16 protein-coding genes and 1 tRNA gene are annotated in these 21,862 nt (G+C 70.0%); 12 read left to right on the top strand and 5 right to left on the bottom strand.

What is annotated here, in order from left to right:
* Nucleotides 1–80: 80 nt before the first annotated feature.
* The 4 genes from gltB to AC0NH5_RS20785 all read left to right on the top strand — a co-directional run bounded on the left by gltB (nucleotide 81) and on the right by AC0NH5_RS20785 (nucleotide 8,688).
* Nucleotides 81–4,646 (top strand): glutamate synthase large subunit, encoded by a 4,566-nt coding sequence (gene gltB, locus AC0NH5_RS20770; RefSeq protein ID WP_474406266.1) that lies wholly within the window; start codon nucleotides 81–83, stop codon nucleotides 4,644–4,646.
* Nucleotides 4,639–6,108: a glutamate synthase subunit beta gene (locus tag AC0NH5_RS20775; RefSeq protein WP_474406268.1), complete on the top strand. Its 1,470-nt coding sequence runs from the start codon at nucleotides 4,639–4,641 to the stop codon at nucleotides 6,106–6,108. Before gltB ends, AC0NH5_RS20775 begins: the two co-directional genes overlap by 8 nt.
* A gap of 268 nt (nucleotides 6,109–6,376) precedes the next feature.
* A complete protein-coding gene (gene pyk / locus AC0NH5_RS20780) occupies nucleotides 6,377–7,813 on the top strand; it encodes a pyruvate kinase (RefSeq protein WP_474406269.1) in 1,437 nt (478 codons plus the stop codon).
* Entirely contained in the window at nucleotides 7,810–8,688 is an 879-nt protein-coding gene (locus tag AC0NH5_RS20785; protein ID WP_474406271.1) for an acyl-CoA thioesterase, read from the top strand. Before pyk ends, AC0NH5_RS20785 begins: the two co-directional genes overlap by 4 nt.
* A gap of 121 nt (nucleotides 8,689–8,809) precedes the next feature.
* On the opposite strand, the gene AC0NH5_RS20790 is transcribed toward AC0NH5_RS20785, so the two are convergent.
* Together AC0NH5_RS20790 and AC0NH5_RS20795 are read right to left on the bottom strand one after the other, a co-directional pair.
* A complete protein-coding gene (locus AC0NH5_RS20790; protein WP_474406273.1) occupies nucleotides 8,810–9,811 on the bottom strand; it encodes a hypothetical protein in 1,002 nt (333 codons plus the stop codon).
* A gap of 306 nt (nucleotides 9,812–10,117) precedes the next feature.
* Nucleotides 10,118–10,191: transfer RNA gene (locus tag AC0NH5_RS20795), tRNA-Leu, on the bottom strand.
* Between the two features lie 159 nt (nucleotides 10,192–10,350).
* On the opposite strand from AC0NH5_RS20795, the gene AC0NH5_RS20800 reads away from it, so the two are divergent.
* The 8 genes from AC0NH5_RS20800 (at nucleotide 10,351) to polA (ending at nucleotide 20,132) form a co-directional block, all read left to right on the top strand.
* Complete coding sequence (locus AC0NH5_RS20800; protein WP_474406274.1) at nucleotides 10,351–10,965, top strand: ANTAR domain-containing response regulator; 615 nt, start codon at nucleotides 10,351–10,353, stop codon at nucleotides 10,963–10,965.
* On the top strand, nucleotides 10,962–12,137 hold the full coding sequence (locus AC0NH5_RS20805) for a hypothetical protein (protein WP_474406277.1): 1,176 nt from the start codon (nucleotides 10,962–10,964) through the stop codon (nucleotides 12,135–12,137). The genes AC0NH5_RS20800 and AC0NH5_RS20805 overlap by 4 nt, the downstream gene beginning before the upstream one ends.
* A gap of 242 nt (nucleotides 12,138–12,379) precedes the next feature.
* Nucleotides 12,380–13,534: a branched-chain amino acid ABC transporter substrate-binding protein gene (locus AC0NH5_RS20810; protein ID WP_474406279.1), complete on the top strand. Its 1,155-nt coding sequence runs from the start codon at nucleotides 12,380–12,382 to the stop codon at nucleotides 13,532–13,534.
* Between the two features lie 63 nt (nucleotides 13,535–13,597).
* A complete protein-coding gene (locus tag AC0NH5_RS20815; protein ID WP_474406281.1) occupies nucleotides 13,598–14,581 on the top strand; it encodes a branched-chain amino acid ABC transporter permease in 984 nt (327 codons plus the stop codon).
* Complete coding sequence (locus AC0NH5_RS20820; protein ID WP_474406283.1) at nucleotides 14,578–15,717, top strand: branched-chain amino acid ABC transporter permease; 1,140 nt, start codon at nucleotides 14,578–14,580, stop codon at nucleotides 15,715–15,717. The genes AC0NH5_RS20815 and AC0NH5_RS20820 overlap by 4 nt, the downstream gene beginning before the upstream one ends.
* A complete protein-coding gene (locus AC0NH5_RS20825; protein WP_474406285.1) occupies nucleotides 15,710–16,648 on the top strand; it encodes an ABC transporter ATP-binding protein in 939 nt (312 codons plus the stop codon). Before AC0NH5_RS20820 ends, AC0NH5_RS20825 begins: the two co-directional genes overlap by 8 nt.
* On the top strand, nucleotides 16,638–17,348 hold the full coding sequence (locus tag AC0NH5_RS20830; RefSeq protein WP_474406287.1) for an ABC transporter ATP-binding protein: 711 nt from the start codon (nucleotides 16,638–16,640) through the stop codon (nucleotides 17,346–17,348). Before AC0NH5_RS20825 ends, AC0NH5_RS20830 begins: the two co-directional genes overlap by 11 nt.
* Before the next feature lie 93 nt (nucleotides 17,349–17,441).
* Entirely contained in the window at nucleotides 17,442–20,132 is a 2,691-nt protein-coding gene (gene polA / locus AC0NH5_RS20835; protein WP_474406289.1) for a DNA polymerase I, read from the top strand.
* Nucleotides 20,133–20,240: 108 nt separating this feature from the next.
* Here the strand turns inward: polA and AC0NH5_RS20840 are convergent, their stop codons facing one another.
* The 3 genes from AC0NH5_RS20840 to AC0NH5_RS20850 are packed head-to-tail and all read right to left on the bottom strand — an operon-like array spanning nucleotide 20,241 to nucleotide 21,655.
* A complete protein-coding gene (locus tag AC0NH5_RS20840; RefSeq protein ID WP_474406290.1) occupies nucleotides 20,241–20,570 on the bottom strand; it encodes a DUF3140 domain-containing protein in 330 nt (109 codons plus the stop codon).
* Nucleotides 20,563–20,769, bottom strand: a complete 207-nt coding sequence (locus tag AC0NH5_RS20845; protein ID WP_474406292.1) for a hypervirulence associated TUDOR domain-containing protein — start codon at nucleotides 20,767–20,769, stop codon at nucleotides 20,563–20,565. Before AC0NH5_RS20845 ends, AC0NH5_RS20840 begins: the two co-directional genes overlap by 8 nt.
* Nucleotides 20,770–20,803: 34 nt before the next feature.
* On the bottom strand, nucleotides 20,804–21,655 hold the full coding sequence (locus AC0NH5_RS20850; protein WP_474406295.1) for a class I SAM-dependent methyltransferase: 852 nt from the start codon (nucleotides 21,653–21,655) through the stop codon (nucleotides 20,804–20,806).
* Nucleotides 21,656–21,862: the final 207 nt, after the last annotated feature.

The raw sequence follows: 21,862 nt of genomic DNA on the forward strand, positions 1-21,862 counted from the left end.
TCTTAACGTAGACTCAAGAGACTTTGCAGGGCCGACGTCGTCCCGACCTCGAAACGAAACAAGTGACGACAGGAGGCCCGGTGGCATATCCGCACCCCCAGGGGCTTTACGACCCGACACAAGAGCGTGATGCCTGTGGCGTGGCCTTCGTTGCCGACATTCACGGCCGTCGCTCTCACGACGTGGTCGCCAAGGGCCTGTCGGCGCTGATCCGCCTGGACCACCGGGGCGCCCGGGGCGCCGAGCAGAACACCGGCGACGGCGCCGGGATCATGATTCAGGTTCCGGACGAGTTCTTCCGTGCCGTGGCCGGTTTCGATCTGCCGCCCGCCGGGAGCTACGCGGCCGGTCTGGTGTTCCTGCCGACGGACCCCGACGACGCGGCCCGGGCCATCAAGATCTTCGAGAAGTACGTGCTCGTCGAGGGCGGCGAGGTGCTCGGCTGGCGCGACGTCCCGGTGCGGCCGGGTGACGAGGGCGCCGACCTGGGCGCGACGGCCGACGAGGCCCGCCCGGCGATCCGGCAGGTCTTCCTGTCCGCGCGCCGGCTGGTGGGCTCGCCCGCCGGCCGTGCCGACGAGCAGCTCTCCGGCATCGAGCTGGACCGGGTGGCGTTCTGCATCCGCAAGCAGGCCGAGCGGGAGACCTCGCAGCGCGGCATCCCGGCGTACTTCCCGTCGCTGTCCTCGCGCACCATCACCTACAAGGGCATGCTCACGCCGGAGCAGCTGCCGGCGTTCTTCCCGGACCTGACCGACGAGCGGGTCTCCAGTGCGATCGCCCTGGTGCACTCGCGGTTCTCGACGAACACCTTCCCGTCGTGGCCGCTCGCCCACCCGTACCGGTTGATCGCCCACAACGGTGAGATCAACACGATCCGCGGTAACAAGAACTGGATGGCGGCCCGCGAGGCGCTGCTCTCCTCGCCGAACATCCCGGGCAACATCAAGCGGCTGTTCCCGATCAACTCGCCGGAGGCGTCCGACTCGGCGAGCTTCGACGAGGTCCTCGAGCTCCTGCACCTGGCCGGCCGCAGCCTGCCGCACGCGGTGCTCATGATGATCCCGGAGGCCTGGGAGAACGACCCGGAGATGGAGCCCAAGCGGCGCGCCTTCTACCGGTTCCACGCGAGCCTGATGGAGCCGTGGGACGGCCCGGCCGCGGTGGCGTTCACCGACGGCACGGTCATCGGGGCGGTGCTGGACCGCAACGGCCTGCGCCCCGGCCGCTGGTGGCACACCGCCGACGGCCTGGTCGTGCTCGGCTCCGAGGCCGGCGTCGTCGACGTCGACACGGACCGCGTGGTGGCCAAGGGCCGTCTGCAGCCCGGCAAGATGTTCCTGGTCGACACGGCGGCCGGCCGGATCGTCCACGACGCCGAGATCAAGGCGCAGCTCGCCGACGCCGAGCCGTACGCGGACTGGCTGCACGCCGGCCTGATCGAGCTCGGCGACCTGCCCCCGCGCGAGCACGTGATCTACACGCACGACTCGGTGACCCGGCGCCAGCAGGTGTTCGGCTACAGCGAGGAGGAGCTGAAGATCCTGGTCGCGCCGATGGCGCGGACCGGGGCCGAGCCGCTCGGCTCGATGGGCACCGACACCCCGATCTCGCCGCTCTCGTCGCGCCCGCGCCTGCTGTTCGACTACTTCCACCAGCTGTTCGCGCAGGTGACCAACCCGCCGCTGGACGCGATCCGGGAGGAGCTGGTCACCAGCCTGGCGTCGACCATCGGGCCGGAGGGCAACCTCCTGAAGCCGGGACCGGCGAGCTGCCGGCAGATCGCCCTGCCGCATCCGATCATCGACAACGACGAGCTGGCCAAGATCCTCTCGATCGACGAGGACGGCGACCTGCCCGGTTTCAAGGCGGTCCGGGTCAGCGGCCTCTACCCGCTGCGGGACGGCGCGGCCGGGATCAAGGCACGGCTCACCCAGATCTGCCGGCACGTCTCCGAGGCGATCGAGGACGGCGTCCGGATCCTGGTGCTCTCCGACCGCGACTCCAACGCGGACCTGGCGCCGATCCCGTCGCTGCTGCTCACCGCGGCCGTGCACCAGCACCTGGTCCGCGAGCAGACCCGCACCCAGGTGGCGCTGGTCGTCGAGTCCGGTGACTGCCGCGAGGTGCACCACGCCGCCACGCTGATCGGTTTCGGCGCGGCCGCGGTGAACCCGTACCTGGCCTTCGAGAGCGTCGAGGACCTCATCGCCACCGGCACGCTGCCCGGGCTGGACCCGCGCAAGGCGGTCCGCAACTACGTGAAGGCGCTCGGCAAGGGCGTCCTGAAGATCATGTCCAAGATGGGCATCTCGACCGTCTCGTCGTACTGCGGGGCGCAGGTGTTCGAGGCCGTCGGCCTGGAGCACAAGCTGCTCCAGCGCTACTTCGCGGGCACCTCCGGCCGGATCGGCGGGGTGGGACTGGACGGCATCCACGCCGAGGTCAAGGCGCGGCACGAGAAGGCGTACCCGGCCAACCGGGCGGAGCGCACGCACCGCCGGCTGGAGGTCGGCGGCGAGTACCAGTGGCGCCGCGAGGGTGAGATCCACCTGTTCAACCCGGAGACCGTCTTCCTGCTCCAGCACGCCACCCGCTCCAAGCAGTACGACGTCTTCAAGCGGTACACCAGCAAGGTGGACCAGCTGGCGGCCGACGCCGGTCACCTGCGCGGTCTGTTCCGCTTCGCGGCGGACCGCCCGTCGATCGACGTCAACGAGGTCGAGCCGGCCAGCGAGATCGTCAAGCGGTTCTCCACCGGCGCGATGAGCTACGGCTCGATCTCGGCGGAGTCGCACGAGACGCTGGCGATCGCGATGAACCGGCTCGGCGCCAAGTCGAACACCGGTGAGGGCGGCGAGGACGTCGAGCGGCTGTACGACCCGCAGCGCCGCTCGGCGATCAAGCAGATCGCCTCCGGCCGGTTCGGCGTGACGAGCGAATACCTGGTCAACGCGGACGACCTGCAGATCAAGATGGCGCAGGGCGCGAAGCCCGGCGAGGGCGGCCAGCTGCCCGGCAACAAGGTGTGGCCGTGGATCGCCAAGACGCGGCACGCCACCCCGGGCGTCGGCCTCATCTCGCCGCCGCCGCACCACGACATCTACTCCATCGAGGACCTCGCGCAGCTGGTCCACGACCTGAAGATGGTCAACCCGGCCTCGCGGGTGCACGTCAAGCTGGTCTCCGAGATCGGCGTCGGCACAGTCGCGGCCGGCGTGGCCAAGCTCAAGGCCGACGTGATCCTGATCTCCGGCCACGACGGCGGCACCGGCGCGTCCCCGCTGAACTCGCTGAAGCACGCCGGCACCCCGTGGGAGCTGGGCCTGGCCGAGGCGCAGCAGACGCTGCTGCTGAACAAGCTGCGGGACCGGGTCACCGTGCAGGTCGACGGCCAGCTCAAGACCGGCCGGGACGTGGTGATCGCGGCCCTGCTCGGCGCCGAGGAGTTCGGTTTCGCGACCGCGCCGCTGATCGTCTCCGGCTGCATCATGATGCGGGTCTGCCACCTGGACACCTGTCCGGTCGGCATCGCCACGCAGAACCCGGTGCTGCGCGAACGCTTCACCGGCAAGCCGGAGTTCGTGGAGAACTTCTTCATGTTCCTCGCCGAGGAGGTCCGTGAGCTGCTCGCCGAGCTCGGGTTCCGCAGCATCGACGAGGCCATCGGCCACGCCGAGGTGCTGAACGTGGCCACGGCGATCGACCACTGGAAGGCCAAGGGCCTGGACCTCACGCCGGTGCTCTACGTGCCGGAGCTGCCCGAGGGCGCGGCCCGTCGCGGTGTCGTCGCCCAGGACCACGGCCTCGAGCTGGCCCTGGACAACGAGCTGATCGCGCTGGCCGGGCCGGCCCTGGCCGAGGGCACCCCGGTGCAGGCCGAGGTGGAGATCCGCAACGACCACCGCAGCGTGGGCGCCATGCTGGGCGGTGAGGTGAGCCGCCGGTACGGCGGCAACGGCCTGCCCGACGACACCATCGCGTTCACCCTGCGCGGCACCGGCGGGCAGTCGTTCGGCGCGTTCCTGCCGCGTGGCGTGACGCTGCGGCTGATCGGCGACACCAACGACTACGTGGCCAAGGGCCTGTCCGGCGGCCGGGTCATCGTGCGGCCGGCCGAGGACGCGTCGTTCGTCGCCGAGGAGAACACCATCGCCGGCAACACCATCCTGTACGGCGCCACCGGCGGCGAGCTGTTCCTGCGGGGACGGGTCGGCGAGCGGTTCGCGGTGCGTAACTCCGGCGGCGCCGCTGTCGTCGAGGGCGTCGGTGACCACGGCTGCGAGTACATGACCGGTGGCGTCGTGGTGGTGCTCGGCCCGACCGGGCGCAACTTCGCGGCCGGCATGAGCGGTGGCAAGGCGTTCGTGCTGAACCTCGACCACTCGCTGGTCAACCCGGAGCTGGTCGACCTGGCGCCGCTCACCGACGACGAGCGCGACGTGCTGCGCACGCTCGTCGAGAAGCACCACGCGGAGACCGACTCGGCGGTCGCCCGCCGGCTGCTCAAGGACTGGACGAACACGGTGGAGCAGTTCACCGCCGTGGTGCCGCGCGACTACAAGCGTGTGATGGAGCTGATCAGGACCGCCGAAGCCGCCGGTCGCAACGTTGACGAGGCGGTCATGGGGGTCACCAGTGCCTGATCCGAACGGTTTCCTCCGGTACGAGCGGCAGCTCCCCGCGCGCCGCCCGGTCCCGGTCCGCATCATGGACTGGAAAGAGGTCTACCCGCCCGCGGGCGAGGAGCTGATCCGCGACCAGGCGACCCGCTGCATGGACTGCGGCATCCCGTTCTGTCACGACGGCTGCCCGCTCGGCAACCGCATCCCGGACTGGAACGACCTGGTGCGTACCGGGGCGTGGGAGCCGGCGATCGAGTCGCTGCACGCCACCAACAACTTTCCGGAGTTCACCGGGCGGCTGTGCCCGGCGCCGTGCGAGGCCGCTTGCGTCCTGGGCATCTCCGACGACCCGGTGACCATCAAGCAGGTCGAGGTGGAGATCGCCAACCACGCGTTCGGGCTCGGCCTGACGCCGCAGCCGGCCCCGGTGGCGACCGGGAAGTCGGTCGCGGTGGTCGGTTCCGGTCCGGCCGGCCTGGCGGCCGCCCAGCAGTTGGCGCGGGCCGGGCACGCGGTCACGGTCTTCGAGCGCGACGACCGCATCGGGGGTCTGCTCCGGTACGGCATTCCCGACTTCAAGATCGAGAAGGACGTCATCGACACCCGCCTCGCGCAGATGTCGGCCGAGGGCGTGGTGTTCCAGACCGGCGTCGAGGTCGGCGTCGACGTCACCGCCGACGACCTGCGCGAGCGTTTCGACGCGGTGCTGCTGGCCGCCGGCGCGCTGGCCGGCCGGGACGCCACCGACACGCCGGGCCGGCACCTGAACGGCGTGCACCTGGCCATGGAGCACCTGGTTCCGGCGAACCGGATGGTCGCCGGACTGCAGGACACCACGCCGATCGACGCCCGGGGCAAGCACGTCGTGATCATCGGCGGCGGTGACACCGGCGCCGACTGCCTCGGCGTCGCCCACCGCCAGGGCGCCGCCTCGGTGACCCAGCTCGACCAGTACCCGCTGCCTCCCGAGGTGCGCACCGGCGTCAAGGACCCGTGGCCGACGTGGCCGGTCATCCTGCGCAACTACGCGGCGCACGAGGAGGGCGGCGAGCGCGTCTTCGGCGTGGCCGTCCAGGAGTTCGTCGACGACGGCGCCGGCAACGTCACCGGGATCCGGATCGCCGACGTGCAGGTCCAGCGGATCGACGGGGTGCGCACGGTCACCGTCACGCCGGGGTCCGAGCGGGAACTCCGGGCCGACCTGGTGCTGCTCGCCATCGGTTTCGAAGGCACCGAGGACCAGCCGCTGCTGTCCCAGTTCGGCATCGCCCGCAACCGTCGGGGGGTGCTGGACGCCGACCAGAACTGGCAGACCGGCGCCGACGGCGTCTTCGTCGCGGGCGACATGCACAAGGGCGCCTCGCTGATCGTCTGGGCGATCGCCGAGGGACGCGCCGCGGCGGCGGCCATCCATCACTACCTCGGTTCGGCCGGGGAGTTGCCCGCCCCGGTGCGGTCCGACCAGCAGCCGCTGAGCGTCTGAGACCGGCACGCTGAACAGGCCCGCCGCTCGTTGGAGCGGCGGGCCTTTTGGCTGGTCACGGTGCACTTAGGGCGTACCGGCAAAGGGGTTGCGGCATGTGCCGACGCTCGCCGGAAGGCGACCGATAAGCTGGACCCGCGGTCGCCGACGCCCGCGGACGACGCAGCGAACCCCGTGGCGACGCGGGTTGACCTCGCCGTCGACACCCGCAGTTCATGCTGATGACGGGGGTCGGCCGCCGGGCCGACCCAGGAGAAGGACTAGCCTGATGGCCGTGACACGCCGCGTAAAGATCGTCTGCACGATGGGGCCCGCCACCAAGTCGCCGGAGCGGATGCTCGGCCTGGTGGAGGCCGGCATGAACGTGGCCCGGATGAATTTCAGCCACGACACCCGGGAGAACCACCGGGAGATGTACGAGCTGGTCCGCGCCGCCGCCGAGCAGGCCGATCGTCCGGTCGCCATCCTCGCCGACCTGCAGGGTCCGAAGATCCGCCTCGGCAAGTTCGCCGACGGGCCGCACCGCTGGGAGACCGGCGACCGCGTCGTCATCACCAGCGAGGACATCCTCGGCACCAAGGAGCGCGTCTCCTGCACCTACACGAAGCTGCCGCACGAGGTCAAGGTCGGTGACCGCCTCCTGATCGACGACGGCAAGGTGGCGATCGAGGTCACCAATGTCGAGGACGAGGACATCCACTGCCTGGTCACCGAGGGTGGCCCGGTCAGCAACAACAAGGGTGTCTCGCTGCCGAACGTCGCGGTGAGCGTCCCGGCGCTGAGCGACAAGGACGAGGAGGACCTCCGCTTCGCCCTCCGGCTCGGCGTCGACCTGGTCGCGCTCTCCTTCGTCCGCGCCCCCGAGGACATCAACCTGGTCCACAAGATCATGGACGAGGAGGGCCGCCGGGTCCCGGTGATCGCCAAGGTGGAGAAGCCGGAGGCGGTGGAGCACCTCGAGGCCATCGTGCTCGCTTTCGACGGCGTCATGGTCGCCCGCGGCGACCTCGGCGTCGAGCTGCCGCTGGACCAGGTCCCGCTGGTGCAGAAGCGCGCCGTCCAGCTCTGCCGGGAGAACGCGAAGCCGGTCATCGTGGCCACCCAGATGCTCGACTCGATGATCGAGAACTCGCGCCCGACCCGCGCCGAGGCCTCCGACGTCGCGAACGCGGTGCTCGACGGCACCGACGCGGTCATGCTCTCCGGCGAGACCAGCGTCGGCAAGTACCCGGTTCTCACGGTCAGCACGATGGCGAAGATCGTCACCACCACCGAGGCGGGCCGGATGGGCGTGCCGCGGCTGCAGCACGACCCGCGCACCCACGGCGGCGCCCTCACCGTCGCCGCCTCGCAGATCGCCCGCAACATCGGCGCCAAGGCGCTGGTCGCGTTCTCGCAGACCGGCGACACCGTGCGCCGCCTCGCCCGGCTGCACTGCGACCTGCCGCTCTATGCGTTCACCCCGGTCTCCGAGGTGCGCAACACGCTGGCGCTGAGCTGGGGCGTGGAGACCTTCCTGACCGACTTCGTCGAGCACACCGACGACATGTTCCGGCAGGTCGACGCGAAGATGCTGGGTCTGGGCCTGGCCAAGCCCGGCGACTACGTGGTCGTCGTGGCCGGCAGCCCGCCGAACGCGCCCGGTTCCACCAACACCCTGCGCGTCCACCAGCTCGGTTCGCTGGTCGACCCGGCCACGGTGTGACGTTGCCCGTGCGGGGACAGGCCGCCGTCGACCAGCTGCTGGAGATCCTCGATCTGAAGCAGGTCGACGCGGCCACCTTCCAGGGTGACAGTCCGCGGATCGGGCCGCAGCGGGTGTTCGGTGGCCAGGTCGCCGGTCAGGCGCTGGTGGCGGCCGGGCGGACGGTGGATCCGAGCCGGCTCGTTCATTCACTGCACGGCTATTTCGTACGGCCTGGCGACCCGACCGTCCCGATCACCTTCCACGTGGAGCACATCCGGGACGGCCGGTCGTTCTCGGTTCGCCGGTCGACGGCTACCCAGCACGGCAAGACGATCTTCTTCATGTCGGCGTCGTTCCAGGTGCCGGAGGAGGGTCTGGACCACCACAGCCCGGCGCCGGTCGACGTGCCGGCGCCCGAGGACGTGCCCACCATGCTGGACTGGGCCGAGCGGTACCCGGACCGGATGGGGTTGTTGAAGGCCTCGCCGCAGGCGGTCGACGTGCGCTACGTGGGCGTGCCGGGCTGGGTGCCGCCGGGCGACCGCGAGGTCGAGCCGCTGCAGCGGGTCTGGATGCGCATCGACGGCAAGCTGCCGGACGATCCGCTGATCCACGCGTGTGCCCTGGCGTACGCGTCGGATCTGTCCCTGCTGGACTCGGTGCTCTCCACCCACGGCGAGGTGTGGGGACCGGGCGGCGTGATCGGCGCCAGCCTGGACCACGCGCTGTGGCTGCACCGGCCGTTCCGTGCCGACGAGTGGTTCCTGTACGACAGCAGCAGCCCGTCGGCGAGCGGGGCGCGCGGGCTGGCGAACGGGCGGATGTTCACCCGGGACGGGCGGCACATCGCGAGCGCGGTGCAGGAAGGGCTGCTGCGCCGGGTCGGCGGATAACGGGTCCTTCCGGGCGGGCAACGGCTCCTCCCGGCACGCCGGCGGGAACCCCGCCGGCGTGGATCCCGGTCCGGCGACTGACCGTGCGCGGATCCACTGCCGGCGGGGCCGGGGACAAGCTCTACCGGCCACCCCCGGGCCTGTCCAGCGCGCGCCCGGCGGGCTGCCCGGTCACGCTCTCCGGGGTGTCCGGCACGCTGGGCATGTCCTTGGGCGTGAGGTCCGTGCCGGGTTGCCGGCTGCCGGCGAGACCGGCCTGGGCCAGCATCGCGTCTAGGTCCGCGGTGGTGCGGACGACCTCCTCGTGGAACGTTGCGCCGGTCGCTGCCCGGCCTGCGCCGGTGGCGTGTTCGTGCCCGGCCGTGGGCATGGCCCTCGCCGTCCTACCGGGCGCCGCGCTTGCCGTCTCACCGGGCGCCGCGTTTGCCGTCCTACCGGGCGCCGCCCTTGCCGTCTCACCGGGCGCCGTCACCGTGGAGGCGGACGAGGAGGCCGGGCGGGCCCGGTGGCGGGCCGGGGTGCGGCTCTCGAAGTCGGTCAGGCCGGCCGAGTACCCGGCCACGCCCGCGGCGCGCTCCGGCGGGAGTTCCAGCACGTCCTTGCGGGTCGCTGCCACCTCACGCAGGCGGAACGCGGTCACCAGGTCGGCCACCGCGCGCAGCACGGCCAGTCCGCCCAGCGTGATGATCGTCATCGTCGAGGTCCGCGACAGCGGGCCGGCCGAGAAGAATCCGAGGGCCGTCTCCAGCACGCCGACGGTGACCACCAGGCTCCACACCCGGTCCGACCCGCGGGTCATGATGCCCACCGCCACGTCCACCGCGCCGCGCACCATGAGGTACCAGCCGATCAGCGCCGCCGGCGTGGTGAACGTCGAGTCGGTGACGGTCAGCATGACCGCGCCGGTGGCCGCGAACAGCAGGGTGAGCCCGGCGTTCAGCCACCAGGTGCGGGTGCCCGCCAGCGCCCGCAGCAGCTCGCAGACAGCGCCGAAGAGGATCACCGGGCCGGCCACCGCGGCGATGTCGGTGGGCTCCAGCCGCAGCACCGCCCAGGCGATCGCCAGCCACGCCGCACCGGCGAACATCAGGAAACCCCACATGCTCCCGCGCGCGACGGTCAAGGGCGAAGAACCGGACCACAACATGAGGCCTCCCGCAGCAGCTGTCCCTGCCATGACAGCATCCGGCACGGGTCCGGACCCGGGGTTCGCGCAGATTGCCCTCGCGCCGCCGGGGTCGCCGAGACTGCGGCGCGGGCATTTTCCGCGCTTTTCACGAACTCGCCACAACGGCGAAACAATGCTCGCAGAACTGCGTCGCGCCATTTATTGGCGTCGAATGCCCGCGTCATGCTGCCGGGTTCGCTCGGCGCCGGTTCCGCGCTCGGCGCGGTAACGCGTCGCGCCTGCGGAAATCTGAGATTATTGTGCCCCCGGTGGGATTCGAACCCACACTGTATGGTGTTTGAGACCATCTTCTCTGCCGGTTGGAATACAGGGGCCGGCCAACTCATCTTCGCACGACCGCATGAGACATATCCCAGCGGGCATGTGTTGGTCACGCCAAGATGAGCCTCGGACAGAGTACCCACTAGGCTTAGGGCGGCGGTACCCACATACCGGGGTGTCGCGACATCGACGTTCTGGGGGTAGGGGTTTCCGTGGCCGACACGCAGGCTGGTGCCGAGCGCAAGCGGGTGCTCATCGCCGAGGACGAGGCCTTGATCCGGCTGGACCTCGCCGAGATGCTCGTCGAGGAGGGCTACGACGTCGTCGGCGAGGCCGGCGACGGTGAGACTGCAGTGCGCCTCGCCGAGGACCTGAAGCCGGACCTGGTGATCCTGGACATCAAGATGCCCATCATGGACGGGCTCGCCGCCGCCGAGCGCATCGCGGGCGGCCGGATCGCGCCGGTGGTCATTCTGACCGCGTTCAGCCAGCGCGACCTGGTGGAGCGGGCCCGGGCGGCCGGTGCGATGGCCTATCTGGTGAAGCCGTTCCAGAAGTCCGACCTGGTGCCGGCGGTCGAGATCGCCCTGTCGAGGTACTCGGAGATCGCCGTCCTGGAGGCCGAGGTGGCCGGGCTCACCGACCGCCTGGAGACCCGCAAGTCGGTGGAGCGCGCCAAGGGCGAGCTCATGACGAAATACCAGATGACCGAGCCGCAGGCGTTCAAGTGGATCCAGCGGACCGCGATGGACCATCGGATGACCATGCGTGAGGTGGCCGACCGGATCCTCGCCGAGGGGCAGGCCGAGGCGGAGCCTCCGAAGTGAGACGGGCGGGTACGGCGGTCGTCGCGGCGCTGACGTTGTCGATCTCCGCCTGCTCGCCGGCGTCCGGACCCGGGCCCGCAGCCGAGCCGTCTCCCGTGTCGTTCGACTGGCGGGAGGCGGCTCTGCCGCTTCCCGAGGGCCGTTCCGGGGCGCCGGTGGTGCGCGACGCGGTGGCGTGCGGTGACGACTGGTTCGTCGTCGGCGCGGTGCGTGACGGTCAGGGCGGCACTTTCCCCGCGGCATGGCAGTCCAGCGGTGACGCGGCGTCATGGGCTCCGCTCCGGGTCGATGCGCAGAGTTACTACGGCAAGCAGAACGTGCTGTTCACCGTCGCGTGCCGGGACGGCCGGGTGGCGGCGGTCGGCGCCAAGCCGGGCGGGGCGCACGGCAACCCCCGGGTCAGCTCCTGGCTGCTGGCCGGCGACGGCGTGGTGCGCGAGGTGGCGGCCGCCTCCTTCGAGCTGTACGGCGGGCCCCGGGCGGTGAACGTGTCCCGCCTGACGGCCGGCCCGTCCGGCTTCCTGATCACCGGCAACCGGGCGAGCGGCGCGGCGGTGTGGTCGTCGCCGGACGCGGCGCAGTTCGAGCTCGCCGAGGGTGCGCCGGGCCTGGCCACCGACGCGGCCGGGATCACCTGGGCCGCCGACGCGATCGCGGTGGACAACGAGTGGCTCGTGGTGGGCGGCGTGCTGCCGGCCGGCCGGCCGGACCGCGACGCGGCCGGCTGGTCACCGGCCGGCGCCGGCGCCTGGCGCCGGATCGCCGCGGTCGACGCCACCGGAGAGTACGAGGAGCTGCAGCGGGTCGCGCTGGTCGGCGACGTGCCGACGGCGCTCGGGGTGCGCGGCCCGGTGTTCGGGGTGTGGCGGCTCGAGTCCGGCCGGTGGCGCCCGTCCGCTTCCTTCGGCGCGGTGCGCCCGTCCGCCTGGTCGGGGGTGAAGGCGGTGGCGACGTCCGGCTCCCGGATGCTCGCGGTCGCCGGCGACGGCTCGGCGTACGGGCTGTGGGTGTCCGACGACGGCGGCGCGCGGTGGAGTCCCGGCACGCTGCCCAGGGCGGTCGCCGGGGTGTCCGGCAGTTCGCTGTCGGTTGCCGCTGGTCCGGGCCTTCTCGTGCTCCCCGCGGACGACGGCGTAACGGGCCGTATTTACACCAGTGTTACGCCCCGATGAAATAGCCCAGCTGAGACATGGTCCGCCAAGCCCTTTCATGATCGGCTGTTCGAGTGGCTCTCGGTAACGGTTTGGCAAGGGTGTGGCCAAGTTCTTACCCGTCGATGCGGAGCCCAGTACGCTGCGCCAACACGAGCAGTGCGCAGGTTTCGCGGCACGGGTCCGGCGGGGGGATGAGGATCTCGTCATCTCCGCAGGCCCCGATGCACCGCACCCTGCACCAGGATGAAAGGTCAGAAGCCTTGAGGCGTAAGTATGTACGGGCCCTTGGTGCGGTCGGGCTGGCCGCCGCGATGTTCGCTGCGGCTGGTTGTCAGGACGCGGGCGGCGGTGGCGACGACACCGCTGGTGGCGACAGCTGCGGCGGCAAGATTGCGATCTTCGGCGCGTTCAGCGGTGACAACGCCGGTCTGGTCATCCCGTCGCTGAACGGCGCGAAGCTGGCTATCAAGCAGCACAACGCGGCGAACGCCGACTGCCAGATCACGATGCAGGAGTTCGACACGCAGGGCGACCCCGCCCAGGCCACCCCGATCGCCAACCAGGTCGCGGGTGACACCTCCTTCCTCGGCGTGATCGGCGGTCACTTCTCGGGCGAGTCCGACGCGACGATGCCCGTTTACGAGGCGGCGGGTCTGGCCATGGTCAGCCCGTCCGCGACCCGGACCGACCTGACCCAGAAGGGCAACAAGTCCTTCTTCCGGGTGGTCGGCAACGACGGCACCCAGGCCGGCGCGGTCACGACGTACCTGAAGTCGCAGAACGCCGCGAAGGTGTTCATGATCGATGACGGCTCCGCCTACGGCGCCGGCATCACCGCCGAGCTGGAGAAGAACCTCGGTACCGCGCTGGCGGGCAAGGACAAGATCCAGGAGAAGCAGTCGCAGTTCGACGCGACCATCTCCAAGATCAAGGCGGCGCAGGCCGACTTCGTGTTCTACGGCGGTTACACCCGTGAGGCCGCTCCGCTGGTCCGGCAGATGCGTGCCGCGGGCGTCCAGGCCAAGTTCGTCGGCCCGGACGGTCTCTACGACCCGGCGTTCCCGCAGGGTGCGTCCGGTGGCGCCGAGTCCGCCATCATCACCTGCCCCTGCCTCCCGGCTGACAAGGCCGGTGGCACCTTCTCCGCCGACTACGAGAAGGAGTACGGCCTGGCGCCGGGTTCCTACGGTGCTGAGGGCTTCGACGGCGCGATGATCTACATCGACGCCTTCAAGGCCGGCAAGAAGACGCGCGCCGACATCCTGGCCTTCGTGAAGGCGTACGACAAGCAGGGCGTCTCGAAGTACATCAAGTTCGCTGAGAACGGTGACGTCGACCCGTCCAAGGTCGTCATCTGGGCCTACCAGGTCAAGGGCACCGCGTTCGAGCCGCTGCAGGAGCTCAAGCTCAGCTGACACCAGCACTGAGATGCGGCCGGGGGGTCATTCCCCCGGCCGCATTCAATGCAAGGAGAACTGGTGAATTTCGACGACCTTTTCGGCCACATCGGCCAGCACACCGTTGACGGTCTCTCAAAAGGGGCCATCTACGCGCTGATCGCCCTGGGCTACACCCTCGTCTACGGCGTCCTGCGGCTGATCAACTTCGCCCACTCCGAAGTGTTCATGGTGGGCACCTTCGCGGTGCTCGGCGTCTGGACCGCCTTCGGGATCGAGAACAACCCCCCGATGGGCACCGCCATCGCGATGCTGGTGCTCGGTTTCATCGTCGCGGCGCTGGCCTCCGGCGGCACAGCACTGGCCATCGAGCGCATCGCCTATCGTCCACTGCGGCGCAAGAACGCGCCGCCTCTCATCTTCCTCATCACTGCCATCGGTGTGTCGCTGATCCTGGTCGAGATCTTCGGCCTGGTGCTGCCGGACCTGCTGGGCAGGGCGGTTCCGGAGATGTTCTCCCGGCCGCGCCAGATCATCGGTATGCCGACGATCCTCGAGCAGCAGACGCTGTTCACGATCGGGAACACGGCCATCACCAACCTTCAGGTGATCGTGTTCGTCTCGGCCGTGGCGATGATGGCCCTGCTGGACTGGTTCATCAACAAGACGCGGTACGGCCGGGGCGTGCGCGCCGTGGCGCAGAACCCGGAGACGGCCGCGCTGATGGGCGTCAACCAGGAACGCGTCATCATGCTGATCTTCGTGCTCGGCGGCATCATGGCCGGCGCCGCCGCGCTGCTGTGGAGCATGCGGTTCGGCATCACGCAGAACAGCATCGGGTTCGTGCTCGGCCTCAAGGCGTTCACCGCCGCCGTGCTCGGCGGCATCGGCAACCTGCGCGGCGCCCTGCTGGGCGGGCTGTTCCTCGGTCTCATCGAGATCTACGGTGCGACCCTGTTCAGCTCGCAGTGGGAGGACGTCATCGCGTTCGTCGTCCTGGTCGTGGTGCTGATGTTCCGCCCGACCGGTCTGCTGGGCGAGTCGTTGGGGAGGGCCCGCGCATGAGCGAGAACGTTGGCACGAAGAGCCGGGTCGGCATCGGCGACCGCTGGCGTGCCCTGCCGAAGTGGCAGCGGTCGCTCGGCGTGATCGCCATGATCGCCTTCCTGTACTACCTGCCGCTGCTCGGCGTTCCCGGCCTGACCTGGCTGCGCACCGACTCGATCGAGGGCGGCAGCAACTGGGCCGGTGTGCTGTTCACCTGCGCCATCTACGTGATGGTGGCGATCGGCCTGAACGTGGTGATCGGCCTGGCCGGTCTGCTCGACCTCGGCTACATCGGGTTCTTCGCGATCGGCGCGTACTCCGTGGCCCTGTTCGGCTCGGTCAACTCGCCGGTGGTCAAGCTGCTCCAGGAGCGGTTCGACCTGCCGCCGACCTGGGCGGTCACCTGGGCGGTCTGCGCGCTGCTCGCGCTGGTGCTCACGATGATCTCGGGTGTGCTGATCGGCTGGCCGACGCTGCGGCTGCGCGGCGACTACCTGGCGATCGTCACGCTCGGCTTCGGTGAGATCATCCGGATCGTCGCCCGCAACCTGACCGGCGTCACCAACGGTCCGCAGGGCATCTCGGCGATCCCCGGTCCGGAGGGCCCGCCGTCGGCGGACAACCAGTACTTCGGTCTGGTCGACGTCAAGCCGTGGTACTGGCTGGCGATCACGTTCGTGCTGATCATGGTCTTCGCGGTGCGGCGGCTCGAGCACAGCCGGGTCGGCCGGGCCTGGCTGGCGGTCCGTGAGGACGAGGACGCGGCGGCCGTGATGGGCGTCTACCCGTTCAAGTACAAGCTCTGGGCCTTCGCCATCGGCGCTGCCCTGGGCGGGTTCTCGGGTCTGCTCTTCAGCAGCCGGTACGCGTTCATCGACCCGACCCAGTTCAACGTCAACCTCTCGATTCTGTTCGTCGCGATGGTCGTCGTCGGTGGTTCGGGCAACATGATCGGTGTGTCGGTGGGCGCGGTGCTGCTGGCTTACCTTCCGGAGCGGTTCCGGGAGATCGCCGACTACCGGTGGCTCGCGTTCGGTCTGGCCATGGTGCTGGTGATGATCCTGCGTCCGCAGGGCCTGATCCCGAGCCGGCGGCGGACCCGCGAGTTGAAGGACCGCGCGGCGGAGGCAGAGGAGGCGCCCGCTCATGTCTGACGAGATCACCACGGTGGCCGCTCCGAACGCCACGCGGCAGTCGGAGGGCCGGAAGAAGCTGCTCGAGGTCGACAACGTCACGCTGCGGTTCGGCGGCGTGGTCGCGCTCGACGGGATCAGCTTCGACATCCACGAGGGCGAGATCCTCGGTCTGATCGGGCCGAACGGCGCCGGCAAGACTACCTCGTTCAACGTGATGACCGGTGTCTACAAGCCCACCTCCGGTGCGGTCCGTTTCCGCGGCGACCGGGTGACCGGGCGCAAGCCGCACCAGATCAGCCAGCTCGGCATCTCCCGGACGTTCCAGAACATCCGTCTCTTCCCGGAGATGAGTGCGCTGGAGAACGTCATGGTCGGCACCGACTCCCGGCACAAGACCAGCGTGCCTGGTGCGCTGTTCCGGCTGTACCGGGTCCGCCCGAAGGAGCACGAGCTGCCGCAGGTGACCGCCTCCGGCGGCGTCGTGCGGACGTGGCAGCAGGTACGCCGCGCCTTCGCGAAGACCTTCGGGCTGTCCCGGCACATCCTCGAGGAGCGTGCGGCCGAGGACAAGGCGCTGGATCTGCTGCACTTCGTCGGCATCGCCGACCGGGCGAACGACGCGGCGCGCAACCTGCCGTACGGCTACCAGCGCCGTCTGGAGATCGCCCGGGCGCTCGGCACCGAGCCGAAGCTGCTCTGCCTGGACGAGCCGGCGGCCGGCTTCAACCCGGCCGAGAAGGAAGAGCTGCTCGAGCTGATCCGGAAGATCCGGGACCAGGGCGTCACCGTGCTGCTGATCGAGCACGACATGCGCCTGGTCATGAACGTCACGGACCGGATCGTCGTGCTGGAGTTCGGCCGCAAGATCGCTGAAGGGTCACCGGCCGAGGTCGGCAGCAACCCACGGGTGATCGCGGCGTACCTGGGGGAGCCCACCGATGCTGCTTGAGCTGGAAAACGTCACGGTGTCGTACGGGCGGATCGAGGCCCTGCACGGCATCAGCCTGTCCGTGGCCGAGGGCGAGGTGGTGGCGCTCATCGGCGCGAACGGCGCCGGCAAGACCACCACCATGCGGGCCATCTCGGGGACCCGGGGCCTGTCCTCGGGCAAGATCACCTTCAACGGTGAGGACATCAGCAAGCTCCGGGCCGACCTTCGGGTGGTCCGGGGCCTGTGCCAGTCGCCCGAGGGCCGGCAGATCTTCCCGGGTATGACCGTGCTGGAGAACCTGGACATGGGTGCCTACACCCGAAAGGACTCCGCGGAGGTCGCCAAGGATCTCGAGCGGGTGCTGGAGATGTTCCCGCGCCTGCGGGAGCGGCGTAAGCAGGCCGGTGGCACCCTCTCCGGTGGTGAGCAGCAGATGCTCGCCGTCGGCCGGGCGCTGATGAGCCGGCCGAAGCTGCTGCTGCTGGACGAGCCGTCGATGGGTCTCGCCCCGATGGTGATCCAGCAGATCTTCGACATCATCACGGAGATCAACCAGCAGGGCACCACGATCCTGCTGGTGGAGCAGAACGCTCAGCAGTCGCTGTCCCGGGCACACCGGGGCTACGTGCTGGAGACCGGGCGGATCGTCAAGGAGGGCACCGGACAGGAGCTCCTCCACGACCCGTCGGTCAAGGAGGCGTACCTCGGCGTCGCCTGACGTCACACGCCGGCGGGGCGGTCACCGGGCAACCGGGGCCGCCCCGTGGTGTGTGCGCGAACTTGTCGGACCCGGCGACTAGAGTTCACCGACGTGAGCGACGACGCCCAGACTCCCCGACTGCTGCTCCTCGACGGCCACTCGCTGGCCTACCGGGCCTATTTCGCGCTGCCGGTGGAGAACTTCAGCACCCAGACCGGCCAGGCGACCAACGCGGTGTTCGGCTTCACGTCGATGCTCATCAACATGCTGCGCGACGAGAAGCCCACCCACATCGTGGTGGCCTTCGACGTCTCCCGGGTCTCCTTCCGCACCGAGAAATACGCGGAATACAAGGCCGGTCGCTCGGAGACCCCGGCGCCGTTCCAGGGTCAGGTCAGCCTGATCAAGGAGGTGCTGGAGGCGCTGCGCATCCCGGTGGTGGAGAAACCTGGTTACGAGGCCGACGACGTGATCGCCACCCTCGCGACCCAGGCCCGCGAGGCCGGCATGGAGGTGGTCATCTCCACCGGTGACCGGGACGCCTTCCAGCTCTCCAGCGACCACGTCACGATCCTCTACCCGGTTCGTGGTGTCTCCGAGGTCTGGCGGATGACGCCGGAGGCCATCGAGGCGAAATACTTCGTGCCGCCGAACCGATACCGGGACAAGGCCGCGCTGGTCGGCGAGACGAGCGACAACCTCACCGGTGTGCCGGGCGTCGGTGACAAGACCGCCGCCAAGTGGATCAAGGAATACGGCGGTCTCGACGGCATCATCGCGAACGTCGACAAGATCAAGGGAAAGGCCGGCGAGAACGTCCGGGCCCACCTCGCCGACGTGATGCGCAACTACGACCTGAACGCGCTGATCTGCGACCTCGAGCTGCCGCTGCGGCCCGAGGACGTGCGCTGGCAGGGCTGGGACCGCGAGGCGGTGCACCAGGTCTTCGACGCGCTGGAGTTCCGGGTGCTGCGTGAGCGCCTCTACTCCTACCTGGACGCCGTCGAGCCCGAGGCCGAGGCCGGTTTCGACATCGAGGGCCGGGTCCTGCGCTCCGGCGACGTGGCCGGCTGGCTGCGCGAGCACGCCGGGCTCGCCCCGGTCGGCGTGGCGGTCACCGGCACGTTCGGCCGTGGCGCCGGGACGCTGACCGGCGTGGCGGTGGCGACCGGTGACGGCCCGGCCGCCTGGTTCGACCCGGCCGCTCTGGACGAGAACGACGAGCGGGCCGTGGCGGCCTGGCTCGCCGAGCCCAGCCGCCCCAAGGTGATCCACGACGCGAAACCGGCGATGCTCGCCTTCCAGGCGCACGGCTGGCGGCTCGCCGGCATCACCGTCGACACCGCCCTGGCGGCCTACCTCGCCAAGCCCGACCAGAGGGCGTACGACTTGACCGACCTCGCCCTGCGCTACCTCAAGCGCGAGCTGCGGGTCGAGGAGCCGGCGAGCGGCCAGCTCACCCTGGACGGCCTCGGCGACGAGGGCGCCGTCGAGGAAGGCGTGATGCTGCGTGCCCGCGCCACCCTCGACCTGGCCGACGTGCTCACCGCCGAGCTGTCCCGCGACGGCGGCGACTCGCAGCGGCTGCTGACAGAGGTGGAGCAGCCGCTGGCCGTGGTGCTCGCCGCGATGGAGCGGCAGGGCATCGCCGCCGACACGGAATATCTGTCGGAGCTCGAGGCCCACTTCGCCGCCGAGGTGAAGGCGGCGCAGCAGGCGGCGCACGAGGTGGTCGGCCGGGAGTTCAACCTCGGCTCGCCGAAACAGCTCCAGGAGATCCTTTTCGTCGAGCGCGGCCTGCCCAAGACCAAGAAGATCAAATCCGGGTACACCACCGACGCCGACGCCCTGCAGAACCTGTTCGCCCAGACCGCCGACCCGGTCCTGGAGCACCTGCTGCGGCACCGCGACGTGGCCAAGCTGAAATCCACTGTCGACGGCCTGCTCAAGTCGGTCTCCGACGACGGGCGCATCCACACCACGTTCAACCAGACCGTCGCGGCCACCGGCCGGCTGTCGTCCACCGACCCGAACCTGCAGAACATCCCGATCCGCACCGAGGAGGGCCGGCGGATCCGCCGGGCGTTCGTGGTGGGCGCCGGGTTCGAGCAGTTGATGACGGCCGACTACAGCCAGATCGAGATGCGCATCATGGCGCACCTGTCCGGCGACGACGCGCTGATCGCCGCGTTCAACTCGGGCGCCGACTTCCACGCCGCCACCGCGTCGTCGGTCTTCCACGTCGGGCTCGGTGAGGTCACCGCCGACCAGCGGCGCAAGATCAAGGCGATGAACTACGGCCTGGCGTACGGGTTGAGTGCGTTCGGCCTCTCCAACCAGCTCAGCATCTCCACCGACGAGGCGCGCGGCCTCATGACGGAGTATTTCGAGCGGTTCGGCGGGGTCCGCGACTACCTGCAGTCCGTGGTGCGCAAGGCCGGGCAGGACGGCTACACGGCGACCATCCTCGGGCGCCGCCGCTACCTGCCCGACCTCAGCAGCGACAACCGGCAGCGGCGCGACATGGCCGAGCGGATGGCCCTGAACGCGCCGATCCAGGGTTCGGCGGCCGACATCATCAAGATCGCGATGCTGCGGGTGGACGAGGCGCTGACCGATTCCGGGCTGTCCTCGCGCATGCTGCTGCAGGTGCACGACGAGCTGGTCCTCGAGGTGGCGCCCGGCGAGCGGGAGTCGCTGGAGGAGCTGGTGCGGCGCGAGATGGGCGGGGCCTATCCGCTGTCGGTGCCGCTGGAGGTGTCGGTCGGCACCGGCCGCGACTGGAACGGCGCCGACCACTGACTGACCCGGGGTGGCCGGTTCAGGTCACCCCGGTCCGGCACCCCGGCACGGCGCCCCGGCCTGGCGCGCTCGCCCGGCTCGCCGGTCTCCTCGACGGCGATCGCCGGGTCACTTCTTGAGCGGGTCGTGACCCCAGTTCATCAGGGAGTACCGCCAGGGTGTCGCGGACACGTCCCCCTTCGGGCGCTGCGCCGTGTGGCGGTGGACGTAACCGACCACCTTCCGCATGTGCTCCTCGTCGGCCTCGGTGAGGTCGGCCTTCTTCTTGTCCAGGATCTTGATGATCTTCCGGCCGGAGTCGTGGCCGACCGACTCGGCGCCCGCGGACGCCTTCTGGCCGACCTCCTTCGACTCGTCCGAGTCGAGCCACGTGCGCAGCTCGGCCGGGGTCATGTTGACGGCGTCCTTGAACTCGGCGTACACATCGGTCTCAGTCACGGTGCAGCGACTCCGGCTTGTGCACGGCCTCGCGGCCGGTCTTGTCGCTCTTCACCTTGTACTGCGGCTCGTCCTTCGAGGCGGCCACGGTGCGGCCGGCCTCCTCGGTCCGCTCGGTGATCTTCTTCTGCACCGTGCCGTGGACGTCCTGGCCGTGGCTCTTCCAGGTGACGTCGTCGCCCTTCTTGAACTCGCTCATAGAGGTGGCGATACCCGCCGCGAGCAGCGAAAAACTACTCCGGCAGGTCGCAGACGAAGATCGCGGTGCCGGGGAAGAGACGGCCCCGCAGCGGGCTCCACTGGCCCCACACCTGCTCGTGGCCGGCCGGCCACTCCGGTTCGATCAGGTCGCGCAGCACCAGGCCGGCCGCGACGATCTCGCGTACCCGGTCGCCGATCGTGCGGTGCTGCTCCAGGTAGGTGACCCGGCCGTTCTCGTCGCGTTCGACGTACGGCGAGCGGTCGAAGTACGAGTTGCGGGCCAGCAGGCCGCTCTCGTCCGGCTCGTCCCAGAAGACCCAGCGCATCGGGTGGGTGACCGAGAAGACCCAGCTGCCGCCGGGACGCAGCACCCGGGCCACCTCACGCATCGCCGCGCCCGAGTCCGCCACGAACGGGATGGCCCCGAACGCGGTGCACACGATGTCGAACGAGCCGTCCCGGAACGGCAGCGCCAGGGCGTCCGCCTGGACGAGCGGCACCCGCACCCCGCTGCGCCCGGCGGCCTCCCGCGCGTGCCGCAGCATGCCGGCGGAGAGGTCCAGGGCGACCGGGTGGGCACCCTCGCGGCGCAGCCACCGGCTGGCTGCGGCGGCGCCGGCCCCCAGTTCCAGAACCTTCTTGCCGTGTACGGCCCCGAGCAGGCGGGCGTCGGCTTCGCGCAGCCGCTCGGGACACCACACGAAGTCCACGTCACCCAGGAAGGCGCCGTGCTCGTCCTGATAGTCGTCGGCGTCCTGATCCCACCAGGTCCGGTTGCCGCGGCGCGCCTCGTCCTCGGTGACCGCCCGGTGGTTCCGGGAGGCGGGCTGCCCGTCTGTTGTGCCGGGGGCCGGGGAGGACTCGACGGTAGGGATCTCGGTCACCCGGATACGGTACGGCAGGCGTGTCGACCGCCCCGATTCGGCTCAAACCGGACATGCTGACGGGTTGCGGCCGAACAATGTGCCTCGGTCCTCAGGAGGGCTTGCAACCTGTGGTAATGCGCACGGTAAGCTAGTCGATGCGCTCGCGGATCGTGTACCTCGGCAGGGAGCAGGTTCCGTGGTCGTCGGTCTCGGCATGATCGACTG

This window comes from Actinoplanes sp. 13 (assembly GCF_056134165.1).